Annotated in this window: 14 protein-coding genes; all 14 read right to left on the bottom strand. The window is 40.6% G+C overall.

Annotated features, from left to right (window positions below):
• Window positions 1-60: 60 nt before the first annotated feature.
• The 14 genes from HYU69_01910 to nuoF all read right to left on the bottom strand — a co-directional run bounded on the left by HYU69_01910 (window position 61) and on the right by nuoF (window position 14,216).
• Window positions 61-717: a biopolymer transporter ExbD gene (locus tag HYU69_01910; GenBank protein MBI2269092.1), complete on the bottom strand. Its 657-nt coding sequence runs from the start codon at window positions 715-717 to the stop codon at window positions 61-63.
• Window positions 718-805: 88 nt separating this feature from the next.
• Entirely contained in the window at window positions 806-1,600 is a 795-nt protein-coding gene (locus tag HYU69_01905; GenBank protein ID MBI2269091.1) for a MotA/TolQ/ExbB proton channel family protein, read from the bottom strand.
• Between the two features lie 281 nt (window positions 1,601-1,881).
• Window positions 1,882-2,427, bottom strand: coding sequence for a VTT domain-containing protein (locus HYU69_01900; protein ID MBI2269090.1), 546 nt, complete (start codon window positions 2,425-2,427; stop codon window positions 1,882-1,884).
• Window positions 2,428-2,623: 196 nt separating this feature from the next.
• On the bottom strand, window positions 2,624-3,937 hold the full coding sequence (locus HYU69_01895) for a dicarboxylate/amino acid:cation symporter (protein MBI2269089.1): 1,314 nt from the start codon (window positions 3,935-3,937) through the stop codon (window positions 2,624-2,626).
• A 9-nt stretch (window positions 3,938-3,946) separates the two neighbouring features.
• Window positions 3,947-5,332, bottom strand: a complete 1,386-nt coding sequence (locus HYU69_01890; protein MBI2269088.1) for an NADH-quinone oxidoreductase subunit N — start codon at window positions 5,330-5,332, stop codon at window positions 3,947-3,949.
• A 44-nt stretch (window positions 5,333-5,376) separates the two neighbouring features.
• A complete protein-coding gene (locus HYU69_01885; protein MBI2269087.1) occupies window positions 5,377-6,846 on the bottom strand; it encodes an NADH-quinone oxidoreductase subunit M in 1,470 nt (489 codons plus the stop codon).
• A 24-nt stretch (window positions 6,847-6,870) separates the two neighbouring features.
• A complete protein-coding gene (gene nuoL / locus HYU69_01880) occupies window positions 6,871-8,766 on the bottom strand; it encodes an NADH-quinone oxidoreductase subunit L (GenBank protein ID MBI2269086.1) in 1,896 nt (631 codons plus the stop codon).
• Window positions 8,767-8,778: 12 nt separating this feature from the next.
• Window positions 8,779-9,096: an NADH-quinone oxidoreductase subunit NuoK gene (gene nuoK, locus HYU69_01875; GenBank protein ID MBI2269085.1), complete on the bottom strand. Its 318-nt coding sequence runs from the start codon at window positions 9,094-9,096 to the stop codon at window positions 8,779-8,781.
• A 3-nt stretch (window positions 9,097-9,099) separates the two neighbouring features.
• Complete coding sequence (locus HYU69_01870; GenBank protein MBI2269084.1) at window positions 9,100-9,600, bottom strand: NADH-quinone oxidoreductase subunit J; 501 nt, start codon at window positions 9,598-9,600, stop codon at window positions 9,100-9,102.
• A gap of 61 nt (window positions 9,601-9,661) precedes the next feature.
• Window positions 9,662-10,264 carry an NADH-quinone oxidoreductase subunit I gene (locus HYU69_01865; GenBank protein MBI2269083.1) on the bottom strand — a complete coding sequence of 201 codons (603 nt, stop codon included), beginning with the start codon at window positions 10,262-10,264 and terminating at the stop codon, window positions 9,662-9,664.
• Window positions 10,265-10,312: 48 nt separating this feature from the next.
• On the bottom strand, window positions 10,313-10,696 hold the full coding sequence (locus HYU69_01860) for a four helix bundle protein (protein MBI2269082.1): 384 nt from the start codon (window positions 10,694-10,696) through the stop codon (window positions 10,313-10,315).
• A gap of 73 nt (window positions 10,697-10,769) precedes the next feature.
• Window positions 10,770-11,804 carry an NADH-quinone oxidoreductase subunit NuoH gene (nuoH, locus tag HYU69_01855; GenBank protein MBI2269081.1) on the bottom strand — a complete coding sequence of 345 codons (1,035 nt, stop codon included), beginning with the start codon at window positions 11,802-11,804 and terminating at the stop codon, window positions 10,770-10,772.
• Entirely contained in the window at window positions 11,804-12,814 is a 1,011-nt protein-coding gene (locus HYU69_01850) for a (2Fe-2S)-binding protein (protein MBI2269080.1), read from the bottom strand. Before HYU69_01850 ends, nuoH begins: the two co-directional genes overlap by 1 nt.
• Window positions 12,815-12,884: 70 nt before the next feature.
• The gene (gene nuoF / locus HYU69_01845) at window positions 12,885-14,216 is read right to left on the bottom strand and encodes an NADH-quinone oxidoreductase subunit NuoF (protein ID MBI2269079.1); all 1,332 of its coding nucleotides are present in this window, start codon (window positions 14,214-14,216) and stop codon (window positions 12,885-12,887) included.
• Between the last annotated feature and the right edge of the window lie 41 nt (window positions 14,217-14,257).

Genomic DNA, 14,257 nt, shown 5'->3' with positions numbered 1-14,257 from the left:
AGCTCTTTTGTATTTAGATGCATTGGAATTTGAAATTCCATAATTATCCTGATTATTTTTTTATTCTGCTCCGTCCTCCAGATTTGTTATCAAATTAAACCTATAAATGTCTTTTTTCTTAAAAACGTCGATTACCTGTTTTACAGCCATATAAGTGGCTCCTCCATCAGCTTTAATGGCAAAACGTATTGGCTCATATTTAAACTCACGACCAAGTTTTTCGGCCTTGTCCTTTTCCGCTTTTGCCTGTTTTGCGGCTTCGATCCGACCAAATTGAATCCAATCGCCTAACTGATTATTCATTGAATCGAGCGGCACTCCCGGAGATTTTACCTTTAAGCGTTCAGGGTCTTCCATGTTGATATACTCTCCCAAGGTTTGAATTGGCACTCCAAAACTTGTCATCCCTCCAAACCGCTTTTTCTGCTGGTCGGTAAATGTTACTTTATATTGCTGACCCATACGTTCAAGCGTTTTTATCCGCACTTGCACATTATTAATATTAAAGAACGCTCTTCCATCCTTATCAATACTAATAAGCATAGCATTATCGGGCAACAATTTTTCAGATATAGAAGAAGGAGTATCCACAATAACCGGCTCACTCACACGCACCGAAGCCGTAAGCATAAAAAAAGTAACCAAAAGGAACGCCAGATCAACCATTGGGGTCATGTCTAACCCAGGGCTGCTGCGTGGCATTTTAATCTTTGGCATAGTTTAAAAGTTATTGGTTATTGGGTTATTGAGTTATTGAGTTATTTGAACATTCGCCTGAATAACTAACAACTCAATAACTGATAACTTATTTTCCTGCGTTAACCGATTGTACGATACTGAACCCTGCTTCATCCATGCTATAAGTCATGGCATCAATTTTTGTACTGAAGTAGTTGTACATAATTATACCGATAACCGAACCAGTAATTCCAAGTGCTGTATTTATCAGCGCTTCAGATATACCGGTTGCAAGCGCTGTGGTATCCGGCGCACCGGCATTCGACAAGGCAGCAAATGATCGAATCATTCCCAATACCGTTCCGATCAAACCCCAAAGGGTTGCGATGGTAGCACATGTAGATATGATAACCAGATTTTTAGAAAGCATGGGAAGTTCAAGAGCAGTAGCCTCTTCAATCTCCTTTTGAACAGCGGCAACTTTAGTTTCTTTATCCATTGATGCGTCATTCTGAACAATTTTAAGTCTTTCTATTCCTACGCGTATTACATTGGCTAATGAACCTTGCTGTTTGTCGCATTCGGCAATCGCAGCATCCAGATCGTTACCTGCAACCAGACCTTTTACTTTACGAACAAACTCATCCAAACGACCTTTCCCATTTGCTTTACTAACTGTTATTGCCCGTTCAACTGAAAAAATAATAATGGTGATGAGAATCCCTATTAGAAGAGGGACAATATAACCGCCTTTATACATCATTCCCAGATAATTTCCTGGTTTTGGATGGCCTTCGGCATCAAAATTTCCGGGAGCGCCGAGTATGAACCAGTAAATAACCAATCCAACTCCTATTGCTACCGGTATCGCAATGGTTGCAAACATCGCTTTTAATCCGCCTGATGAATTCTTGTTGCTCATGATCCGCTTTTTTGGGTTTATTAATTAATTTCCTTTTGTTTAAATCACTTTTGGGCCTTTTTTCAAAGGCTTACAATATTACAAAATCTTAAGAATTTTGAGTATAAATTATCATTATTTTTTCATCAAATATCCGCATTTTGGAATGCATATGTGAAAGAACGATACTTCCTCAACGAAAGTATGTAATTAAGCCATGATTTTTATACTAACTTATTTGATGGCCGGTTTTTTAGGGTAAATGGTTAAAGGGTTTCAGGTTACAAAACTTGAAACCTTTATTACCTTTTTCGATAAGTTCGAATAACCGGAATAATTGTAATAATAATAAGACCGACAACTATGTATTCCAGGTAATCAATGATCCACGGAAACTGGCGGCCAAGGAAAAAGCCGGTTAGCGTTAAAGAAAATACCCATAATACAGAGCCCACCAAATTATATATCATAAATCGTTTGAAATCAATTTGAATAACCCCGGCTAAAATGGGTGCAAATGTTCGGATAATAGGAAGGAAGCGCCCAAGAACAAGCGCTTTGCCTCCATGCTTAGCATAAAAACCACGTGTTAATTCAACGTACCTTTTTTTAAAAATAAGTGAGTCTTCGCGCTTAAACAATGAGGGCCCTACCCTTTTCCCAAACCAATAACCTGCAATATTTCCCGCTATTGCCGAAATACAAAGGCCGCTTACCAGAAAAACAATATTTACAGGGAAAAGTTGTATGCCGCAAAGCAAGCCTGCTGTAAATAGTAAAGAATCGCCCGGCAGGAAGAAACCAACAAGCAGACCGGTTTCGGCAAACACCACAAAAAACAGCAGCATCCAACCTCCATAAGTAATGATGGATTCCGGGTTGGTGAGTTCTTTAAGAAAATTCCAAATATCTGAGAACAATGGATGACGGATTTATAAGCAAGGTGTACAGATAGCGAATGGTTACGAATTTACGAATAACGGAACATTTGTAAATTCGTAACCATTCGTTATCTGAATCTTTTACACTAATTATTCGTTGATGTTACCCGAGTTTTATATGATCAATGTCCCTCTCCTTCTTAAACTCATGAAGCTCTCCTTCCCACTTCGACACAACGGCTGTTGCAACGGCATTGCCAACCACATTGGTGGCCGATCGTCCCATATCAAGAAGCCAGTCGATAGCAAGAAGCAATGTTAGTCCTTCTACAGGAATATGAAAAGTATCGAGCATTCCCGCAATAACAACCAATGAAGCACGGGGCACACCGGCCATGCCTTTACTGGTTACCATCAACATCAGCATCATTGAGATCTGATTCCCCAATGTAAGCGACATACCATACGCCTGGGCGATTGCCATGGTAGCAAATGTAGAATACATTATTGATCCATCCAGGTTGAATGAATAACCCAAGGGCAGAACAAAACTGATAATGCGATTACCGCAACCAAAACGTTCAAGCGCTTCAATGGTTTTAGGCATAGCCGCCTCAGAGCTGCTGGTGCTGAAAGCGATCAAAGCAGGTTCTTTAATGTATGAAAGCAATTTGAAAAAGTTGATCCGCATAACCAGGCAAATGCCCGTAAGTACAACAAAAACAAAGAACAACAAGCCTCCGAAAAAACAGGCAATAAGACTAAGATACCCTGTAAGTATAGCCAGGCCCTTGGTTGTAATGATTGCACCCATAGCACCAAACACCGCGAAAGGAGCAAACTTCATCACATAATTGGTCACCTTCAGCATAACATGACCCACAGCGTCAAAAAATTCGATCACTATTTTTCCCTTCTCCCCGATCGATGCTGTTGCTATAGCGAAGAACAACACAAATACGATGATAGGCAGGATATGATTTTTGGTCATTTCCTCCACAACACTTTCCGGAAATATATTGCTGATAAAATCTTTCGCGTTAAAAGGTTTGGGCTGAACAATAACTGTTGATGATGCCTTTTGCAAATCCATTGCTGCTCCCGGCTCAAAGATATTTACAATGACGAGGCCGATAGACAAAGCGATCAGTGCCGCGAATGTGAAATATAAAATGGTTTTTAACCCCAGGCGGCCAACCACTTTAAAATCGCCGGCTTTAGCGATACCTACCAGCAGCAATGAAAACACCAGCGGGGTAATGATCATTTTGATCAGCCGCAAAAAAATATCACTGAGCAATTGGAATCTATCGCCAATATGTTGAGCCTGGTTTTGCAATGCCGTTACCTGCTCTTCTGCAATCGAAGACATATCTATACCGGCATATACACTCCGCCAGCAAAAATAGCCAACTGTAATACCAAGCACCATGCCGACAAAAATTTGCAGGACAAGGCTGGGCGCTTTAAACTTCATGAAAAAAAATTAAGAAAATAAATGTAATATGTAATTCGGAAATAAACCCAAGGCGAGTGTTATCAATATAGTAAGTATAAGCAGCAGTTTATGCTGAAAACTCAGTTCAATTGCTGCTTCATCATTTACAGGTTTGAAATAGGCGGCAATGATCAACCTGAAATAATAATAAACCCCAATTAACGATGCTATTACGGCGATCAGTACAAGATATATATGGCCCTTATTTATTGCAGCAATAAAAATAGTGTACTTGGCAAAGAAGCCTCCTGTAGGCGGAATTCCCGCTAACGAAAGCATAGATACCGTTAGTGCAAATGCAAGTAAAGGGTTGCGTTTAGCCAGTCCGTTAAAACTTTCAATAAGATCATTGCCCTTTAGTGCGTAGACCTGTTGCAAAACAGTAAACGCGGTTATACCCGCAACAGAGTAAGCCAATGTATAATAGCAAATAGCTCCTGCGGAATAATTATTCATGGCAAGTATAGCAAGCAAAATATACCCCGCATGTGAAATACTTGAGTACGCCAACATGCGTTTAAAGGATAACTGGTAAACAGCAGTAATGTTTCCAAGCAATAAAGTGATCGCTGCCATTACCCAAATTACCTGGCTCCAGGAATTTTCAACCGAATGAAAACAAGTGCTGAACAACCTGAAGAATGCCGCAAAGGCTGCCGTTTTAACAATGGTGGACATGAAAGCTGTAACCACATTCGGAGATCCGTGGTAAACATCGGGAGCCCAAAAGTGAAACGGAGCGGCCGACACCTTAAAAGCAAGGCCGGCTATCAATAAAATCAGTCCTGCATAAAAGAATGCGGGCATTTCAAATGCATGCTGAAGAATATACTCACTGATAACAATAAGATCAAATGAGCCTGTTGCACCATAAATTAAAGTAATGCCAAACAGTAAAACCCCGGTGGCAAAAGCTCCCATCAAAAAATATTTGAACGCCGCTTCATTGGAGGCAAGACTTTTTTTATTGCTCCCCGCCAAAACATAAAGCGGGATGGACATGATCTCAATACCCAGGAACAACATCACCATATGACCAAACGAAGTCATGATAATAGCCCCGGCCAACGAAAACAGGATCAACGCATAATGATCCGTTACTGCCGTTTCACTTTCAAGATAATTTTGTGATAAAAGAAACCAAAGAAATGTGATGAGGCATAAACTAATTGTAAATGCAAGTGCATAATGGTTAAATACCAGCATGTTGTTGAACAGGGATATATTAACCGGGTGGTTCCATTCATAAACACCTGCTCCAATAGCTAATGCCAAACCCAGTAATACAGCAAATGGAAGTGGCTTTTTGAAATTAAGTATTTCAGCGCCCATTGCCTTTACTCCCAACAACGATATAATAAGTAATGCGATCATAAATTAGTTCCAGGTTCAGGTTTCAGGTTTGTAAATAACTTACGTTATTTGCTAACTATCGCCTGAAAACTATTAATTAATTTTTCCAATGCGGGCTGAGTAATATCCAGTAAAGGTTTTGGATACACGCCTAAGCCAATAATTAAAATAATTAACGGGATAAGAACAGCCTTTTCATTTCTGTCGAGGTCCGCGAAACCCAATGTAAGTTTATTTGTTTCTCCCAGCATAATATTCTGATAGCCTCGTAACATATAAACAGCGCCGAGGATAACACTTAATCCTGCGATTGCTGCATACCATGCATTGTATTGATAAAGACCGTTGAGCAATAAAAACTCTCCGATAAAACCATTTGTAAGCGGGAGTGCGACGCTTCCCAATAAAACGATCAGGAAGAAAACCGCGAATTGCGGAGCTACGTTTCGTATGCCTCCCAGCTGACTTATTTCGCGGGTATTCATTCTTGAGCTGATAATATCAACAATGAAAAATAACCCAACCACATTTATACCATGACTGAACATTTGTACCATTGCACCCTGGAGCCCTTGTATGTTAAACGCGAATGTGCCCGCAGCAATAAGACCAACGTGCGCAATGGATGAGTACGCGATAAGCCGCTTGAAATCTTTTTGTACAATAGCAATACAAGAGGCATAAATAATCCCAATGATGGAAAGAATAACAGCGGTTTGTCCCCATTCTGCAATGCCAAGCGGAACCATAGGAATAAGCCAACGGATCAAACCATACGTTCCCATTTTAAGCATTATACCTGAAAGGAGCATAGTACCCTGTGCTGGTGCTGTTGTGTATGTGTCGGGCTGCCAGGTGTGGAACGGGAATACCGGCATCTTAATGGCAAACGCCAGGAACATGCACCAAAAAACAAATGTTTGTGCTTTTAAAGTTAAGCCCTGACCGGCTTTGTACAAAGCATTAATATCGAATGAATGTGTTGGGCCGGTATGTTGATATAAAAAGATAAGCCCAACCAACATGAACAAACTGCCCACTAACGTGTATATAAAAAATTTAAAAGTGATACGTGCGCGGTCTTCGCCTCCCCACAACAAACAAATAAAATAAATAGGAATAAGCGCCAGTTCCCAGAAAATATAAAACAGGAATCCATCCATTGCCATGAACACTCCAACCAATGCCATCTGCATAAATAACACCAATGCATAAAAAGCGTTAGCATTTTTAAATTCCCTTTTAAAAGATGAAAGGACTATGATCGGCAGCAGGATATTAGTGAGCAACACAAGCACAAAACTGATCCCATCCAATACAACATGAAAATTAATACCCATTGCAAAGATCCAGGGGGTATTAAACCGAAGCATTGCCGTGTCGGGTTGTGTACGGATCAGGTAACACGCATAGCCCGTGATCACAAGTTCAATTACAGAAAAGAATAATGCAGCCTTTTTTGCCATTGCATTATTTGCAAGTAAAACCAGCAACGATGCTATAAGTGGAAAAAAGACAAGTAAAACAGCGATCATAAATTATTTTTTCTTAACCAGATATTACTTAACAAATAAGATCAACGCTATACTCAACACCATAATTAATATGTAAAACGCAATGCTGCCTGTTTGAAGCAATCGCAACATGCTGCTGCACCAATTAACAGCATCACCAACAAAATTTACGATAGCATCCACAAAACGTAATTCCATAAAACGGAAAAACTTATCAGATAACCAATCCAATGGTTTGGTGAATATTGCATTGTATAGCTCATCCACATAATATTTATTATACACGACCTTTTGAGCAGGATTAATTTCAGACCCATCGGCAACAGGAACGTGTTTTTGTTTAATATAAAAGCTATAGGCCAGATAAATCATTACCAGAGCAATGCCCAAGGCGATTGCCATTAACATAATTTCTGTATTGTGATCCATGTGGACAGGCAAAATTTTCATGTCGGAGTCCGCGAAAACAGGTTCAAGGAATCCTTCAAGGAAGTGCGGCATATGAAACGCGGCAGGCAATCCAACAAATCCGCCAACAACCGATAACACAGCTAATACCATTAACGGAACAGTCATTGACTTAGGCGATTCATGCAAATGGTGTGCCTGCTCTTTAGTCCCACGGAAATCTCCATAGAAAGTAAGGAAGAATAAACGAAACATATAGAAGCCCGTCATGGCGGATGTAATAGTTCCGAGAAACCACAATAATTTATTGTGCTCAAATGTATGCGCCAGTATCTCGTCTTTTGAAAAGAATCCCGCAAACGGGAAGATCCCTGAAATGGCCAGTGTTGCTATAAAGAAAGTTGTAAATGTAACCGGCAAATGTTTTTTCAATCCGCCCATGTTACGGATATCCTGCTCACCGCTCATGGCATGGATAACACTTCCGGCGCCAAGAAATAATAAAGCTTTGAAGAAGGCGTGTGTCATCACGTGAAACACCCCTGCGGTATAAGCTCCCACACCTAACGCAAGAAACATTAATCCAAGCTGACTGACTGTTGAGTAGGCCAGCACTTTTTTAATATCATTCTGGAACAGGCCGATGGATGCGGCAAACAAAGCGGTGATTACACCAACCAATGCCACGACTCCCATTGAGAATGGGGCTAATGTGTATAATATATTCGAACGTGCGATCATATATATGCCCGCCGTAACCATCGTTGCAGCGTGTATTAACGCTGATACAGGTGTCGGACCTGCCATAGCATCAGGCAGCCATGTGTATAATGGCAGCTGCGCGCTTTTACCCATTGCGCCAACAAACAACAACAATGTAATGGCAGTGATAACAGGCCTTTCCGAGCTGAAAAATTTCGCCTGGCTGAATACCTCCGCATAACTAGTACTTCCGAATGTGATGAAGATAAGAATGATGCCCAACAGGAATCCAAGGTCACCAATGCGATTCATGATGAACGCCTTTTTAGCGGCATTGTTATAAGCGGTGTTCTTAAACCAGAATCCGATAAGCAGATACGAACACAATCCTACGCCTTCCCAACCCACAAACATGAGTAAGTAGTTAGAACCCAATACCAGCAATAACATAAAGAACACAAACAGGTTGAGGTAAGCAAAGAAACGGGAGAAACCTTCATCATCATGCATATAACCAACCGAATAAACGTGGATCAAAAAGCCAACACCGGTAATGATGAGAAGGAATAAGGCGGAAAGCGGATCAACTAAAAATGAAAAAGAAACATTCAGCTTGCCGGATGATATCCAATCGAATAAATTAACTGTTATAGAATGTGATTCCAGCGAGCGTACCTGCAAAAAAACAAGTAACGATATAACAAACCCTCCCAATACACTTCCGCAGGCAACAAATCCGACAAGTCCTTTTGACATTTTTTTACCAAAAAGCCCGGTAATAAGAAATCCTATAAGCGGCAATAAAGGAATTAAGGTAATTAATTTTATCATAAATTTAAAAAACTAATTCTTCAACTTATTCAACACTTCAATATCAACAGAGCCGGTATTTCTATATATCATAGCCAATATCGCAAGCCCAACGGCCACTTCAGCTGCCGCTACCGCCATAATAAAAAAAACAAATACCTGGCCATCGGCATCACCAAGGTAAGTTGAGAATGCTACCAATAACAAGTTTACAGCGTTTAACATTAACTCGACACACATAAAAATAATGATGGCGTTACGACGAAGCAGCACACCAAAGACTCCAATTGAAAATAAAACCGCACTAAGCAGTATGTATAGATTTACAGGTATTTGTAACGACGTCTGCATGATTTATGAATGAGTATTATTCTTTCCTAAAAGCACCACTCCTGTCATCGCTGCCAAAAACAACAACGATGAAATTTCAAAGGGCAATAAAAATTTACTGAATAACACCTTTCCTAAATTGCTTATAAGCCCGATGCTTGTGGCATTGGTGCTTATAGCAAATTCAATATCATAAATGCGAATGGCACCTACCAGTGTGATCAGTAAAATACCTCCTGCAATGGTTGCAATTATCTGAGAGAAGACCGTTTTACTCGGTTCCGCTTCCTTATTGAAGTTCATCATCATGATCACATAAAGAAACAGCACCATAATGGCTCCGGCGTAAACGATCACGTGAACCGCCGCCAGGAATTGGGCATTAAGTAAAACATAATGACCCGCGATCGCGAAAAAGGTCATGATCAGAAACAATACGCTGTAAACCGGATTTTTAGAAATCACAACCATAAGCGCACTTATGATGGCGATGAAAGATAGCAGATAAAATAAATATACTGTCATAACTTTAAAGTTGGCAGTGGCAGGAGGCAGTGGCAGTATACCACAACTCCAGATACATTGCCTAATGTTTTTGTTTTAACTGTTTCCCATCGTAAAGTTTGTTATGTGCAAACTCCGGATGTTTTTTAAATTCTAATACCGCCTGGGTTTGACGTTTGGTTACATCGATCCGCTTGGCTTTATCAACAGGTTCCACCAATATATTTTTTCCATAAACAAATTCATCTCGTGTGAAAGTTGAAGGAACAATACGGTCGGTCAGGAATATCGCTTCCTTCGGACAGGCCTCTTCACATAATCCACAGAATATACAACGCAACATATTGATCTCATATACACTCGCATACTTCTCTTCACGATATAGTGCCTCTTCTCCCTTTTTGCGCTCAGCTGCCGTCATTGTAATCGCCTCAGCCGGACATGCAACTGCACACAAACCGCAAGCCGTACAACGCTCAGCTCCTGCATCATCACGCTTTAAAACATGCTGTCCGCGGTATACCCCGCTAAAGGGACGCTTTTCTTCGGGATAATTTATCGTGGCTTTCTTTTTAAAGAAGTGACTGAATGTTATACGCATGCCGTTTAAAATAGCAGGGATGTACAACCGCTCAATAAGCGACATTTCTTTTTTTACTACTATTTCAGACCTGTTTGTAAGCATTTTTTAAAAGTTGGCAGCTGGCAATTTGCAGTTGGCAAAGTTCCGACTTTAATTTTTGTTAATGAGTTTACCTTTATAATTTTCAGGATTTTCAACCATATGATTAATTAATCTTCCTATTTCCTCGGATCTTGACGTAAACTCATCATATGTTGTCTTTGTAATGTATTCACAAGCTAAAGAAAAGTCCAACCAAACCTGAGTTTCTGAATTTTCCATATCAGCATCGGATGCTTTGCTGGTAAAATGCGCACTATATATTCTTTTCCTGTATCCTTCCCCAATATTAGAACATACCGAACGAGACGAACGTCTTATTTGACTCGTAAGCCCATATTTTTCATCGTCCGGAAAATTTTTGCTTGCTTTAAAAATATCCATTGACAAAGAAAATGCCTTTTTATAAACTGTCAAATCTTTAAAAGATCCCATCCTTTTAATGTTTTACAATTAACATCAGGCCTTGACAATCATTGCGAACTGCCAACTGCCCTTTGCCAACTTTCTAGTGAAGCCTTCCTCCCAGAAACATTACGATTCCAGTTACTGCAATATTTACAAGGGATAGCGGAATTAATATTTTCCACCCCAGGTTCATTAGTTGATCGTAGCGGAAGCGCGGCAATGTCCATCGCACCCACATAAACAAAAATATGAAAAAGAAAATTTTTGCGAATAAAAACACTGTTCCTAAAACAGCAAGCAAATTAGGATCATGAACAAAGCGGCCAATGAATGGCATATTATAGCCGCCAAAAAATAAAGTTGATATTATGGCAGATGATATGAACATGTTAATATACTCTGCGAACAAATAAAATCCGAGCTTCATTGAACTATACTCAGTATGATATCCTCCAACCAACTCCGTTTCACATTCAGGTAAATCGAAAGGTGCGCGATTGGTCTCAGCAAAAGCACATATAATAAATATCAAAAATCCGAGCGGTTGATAAATAATATTCCAATGCCAGCCGGATTGCATGGCGGCAATGTCGCGCAAACTCAATGTACCTGTATGCATTACCAGGGCTATGATAGCAAAGCCCATTGCCAATTCGTAGCTTATCATTTGTGAGGAAGCGCGAATAGCACCAAGCAAAGAATATTTATTATTGGATGCCCAGCCGCCGATCATGATACCATACACTCCAATTGAAACAACGCCCAATAAATACAGTATTCCGATATTGATATCAGTGATCTGCATCGGATACTGTGTGCCATTAATAGTTAATGTTCCACCCCACGGAATAACTACACCGGTCATACAAGCTGTGAGCATTGCAATTGAGGGGCCAATAATAAACAACCACTTATTAGAAACATCAGGAATTATCTCCTCTTTCATGAACATCTTCACACCATCAGCAAGAGGCTGCAATATCCCGAACGGACCGGCGCGATTAGGTCCAAGTCTATCCTGTAAAAAGGCTGCCACTTTGCGCTCGGCATATGTGGAATACATAGCAACCAACAGTGACACACTGAACACAGCTATTACAAGGATTAATTTATAAATTAAAAATGCAAGCATAATTATTCGTTATTCGGATTTAATGCTCCTTCACCTAATAAATTTTTTGTGTGTACAAGCTGCCTTTTCTGTTTATCAACATCCAGCTTCAATGATTTCAACGACTCGTAATGATTCGCAGAAATTACCGAATGACGATCAATATGTGTCGGCCCTTCAATTACCCAATCACTTGTTTTCTTTTTATCGAAACGGCATTCGTTACATATCCAATCGATCACTTCACCATATTTGTCTTTGCGAGCTGTAACACGTAATACCTCTTCTCCCTTTAACCACAAACGAACTTTACCTGAGCACTTAGTGCAAGTGCGATGCGCATCTTCAGGATTGGTATACCAGACACGGCTTTTAAAACGGAATGTTCTGTCAGTTAACGCGCCAACAGGACAAACATCGATCATGTTACCGGAAAACTCATTATCAACCGCATGTTCTATATATGTAGATATTTCAGAATGATCGCCACGATTCAGCATTCCATGATAACGGCCAGGAGTAAGCTGTTCGGCCAGTTTCACACAACGGAAACAATGAATACAACGTTTCATATGCAGCTTGATCTTATCTCCGATATCAATCGGGTCGAATTCCCGGCGGTCAAATTCGTAACGGGTTTTTACTTTTCCGTTTTGATAACCAAGATCCTGTAAATGACATTCCCCCGCCTGGTCACAAATCGGACAATCAAGTGGGTGATTAAGTAATAAAAATTCAACAACGCCTGCACGCGCTTCAAGCAGATCGGGCGAAGTAATATTCTGCACTTCCATTCCGTCCATAACAGTTGTGCGGCATGATGCTACCGGCTTTGGCATAGGACGCGGATCCTTTTCAGAACCCTTACTAACCTTTACGATACATGTACGGCAATAACCACCAGTTGTTTTCAATTTTGAATAGTAACACATGGCAGGCGGAACAATTTCTCCGCCGATCATACGTGCTGCTTCCAAAATGGTTGTACCATTTGGCACTTCAATAGTATGTCCGTCTATGGTTACTCTAGGCATTTTTAAATGTTTTCAGGTTTTGGGTTTCAAGTTTCAGGTTGGCAACCTGAAACTTGAAACCCAAAACCATTTATACTTCAACTAAATTATTTAATCTATAATAGTGCTTCACATCTTTAATATTCTGAGGATTCCTTACATATTCCTCAAACTCAGGTCTGAAATGACGGATAGCGGCTGCCACCGGCCATGCAGCAGCTTCACCCAACGGACAAATAGTTTTTCCTTCTATTTTACTTTGTATATCCCATAACAGATCAATGTCTGCAATTGTTCCGCGACCATCCAGTATCTTTCGCAATATTTTTTCCATCCATCCGGTTCCTTCACGGCATGGGCTGCATTGTCCGCAGCTTTCATGATGATAGAAACGGGAAAAATTAAACAGGTTTTTTACAATGCTTGTTGTTTCGTCCATCACAATAAATCCACCCGAACCAAGCATCGTGCCTGTTGCAAAGCCTCCGTCACCTAATGATTCGTAGGTCATCAAGCGCGGTTCGCCTTTTGCAGTTTTTAAAATAAGTTCAGTTGGAAGGACAGGAACAGATGAGCCTCCCGCAACAACTGCCTTCAATTTTCGCCCTCCTTTTATACCTCCGCAATATTGTTCGGAATAAATAAATTCTTCAACCGGAACCCCTAATTCAATTTCATAAACACCCGGTTTATTAATATGACCGCTGGCAGAAATAAGTTTTGTGCCTGTACTTTTACCAACACCAATTTTTGCGTATTCATCGCCCGTCATATTAATAATAGGAACGACTGCAGCGATCGTTTCAACATTATTCACAACCGTTGGCCGTCCCCATACACCTGCAATGGCAGGGAATGGAGGTTTGATACGCGGATTGCCGCGTTTGCCTTCCAATGATTCAATAAGAGCAGTTTCTTCACCACATATATAAGCCCCGCCTCCGCAATGCACATGGAGATCGAGATCAAAGCCGCTGTTCAGAATATTTTTACCGAGCAAACCCGCTGCATACGCATCATCAATGGCTTTTTGCAAAATGTGGAACTGCACCATCATTTCACCGCGTATATATATGTAGGACAGATTTGCACCTAACGCGAAACTGGAAATGATCATGCCTTCAATAAGAATGTGCGGCTTATGCTGCATCAGGTACCGGTCTTTAAATGTTCCCGGCTCACTTTCATCCGCGTTACAAACCAAATGACGGGGAACACCTTCCGGCTTCGCAATAAAACTCCACTTCATGCCCGTTGGGAAACCTGCACCTCCGCGGCCACGCAGTCCTGACTTCTGAACTTCAGCAACAATTTCTTCGGGCTTCATCTTCAATGCTTTTTCCAAAGCGGCATATCCGCCATGCGATTTATAATCGCTTAGTGAAGTGGAAGATGTAATGTTATCTATTAATAACTGTCTCATAGTTGCCAGTTGTTGGTTGTTAGTTGTTAGTTCCAAGAACC

It is taken from the genome of Bacteroidota bacterium, from assembly GCA_016183775.1.
Taxonomy (GTDB): domain Bacteria; phylum Bacteroidota; class Bacteroidia; order JABDFU01; family JABDFU01; genus JABDFU01.
This window is presented reverse-complemented; position numbering and strand designations above follow the sequence as displayed.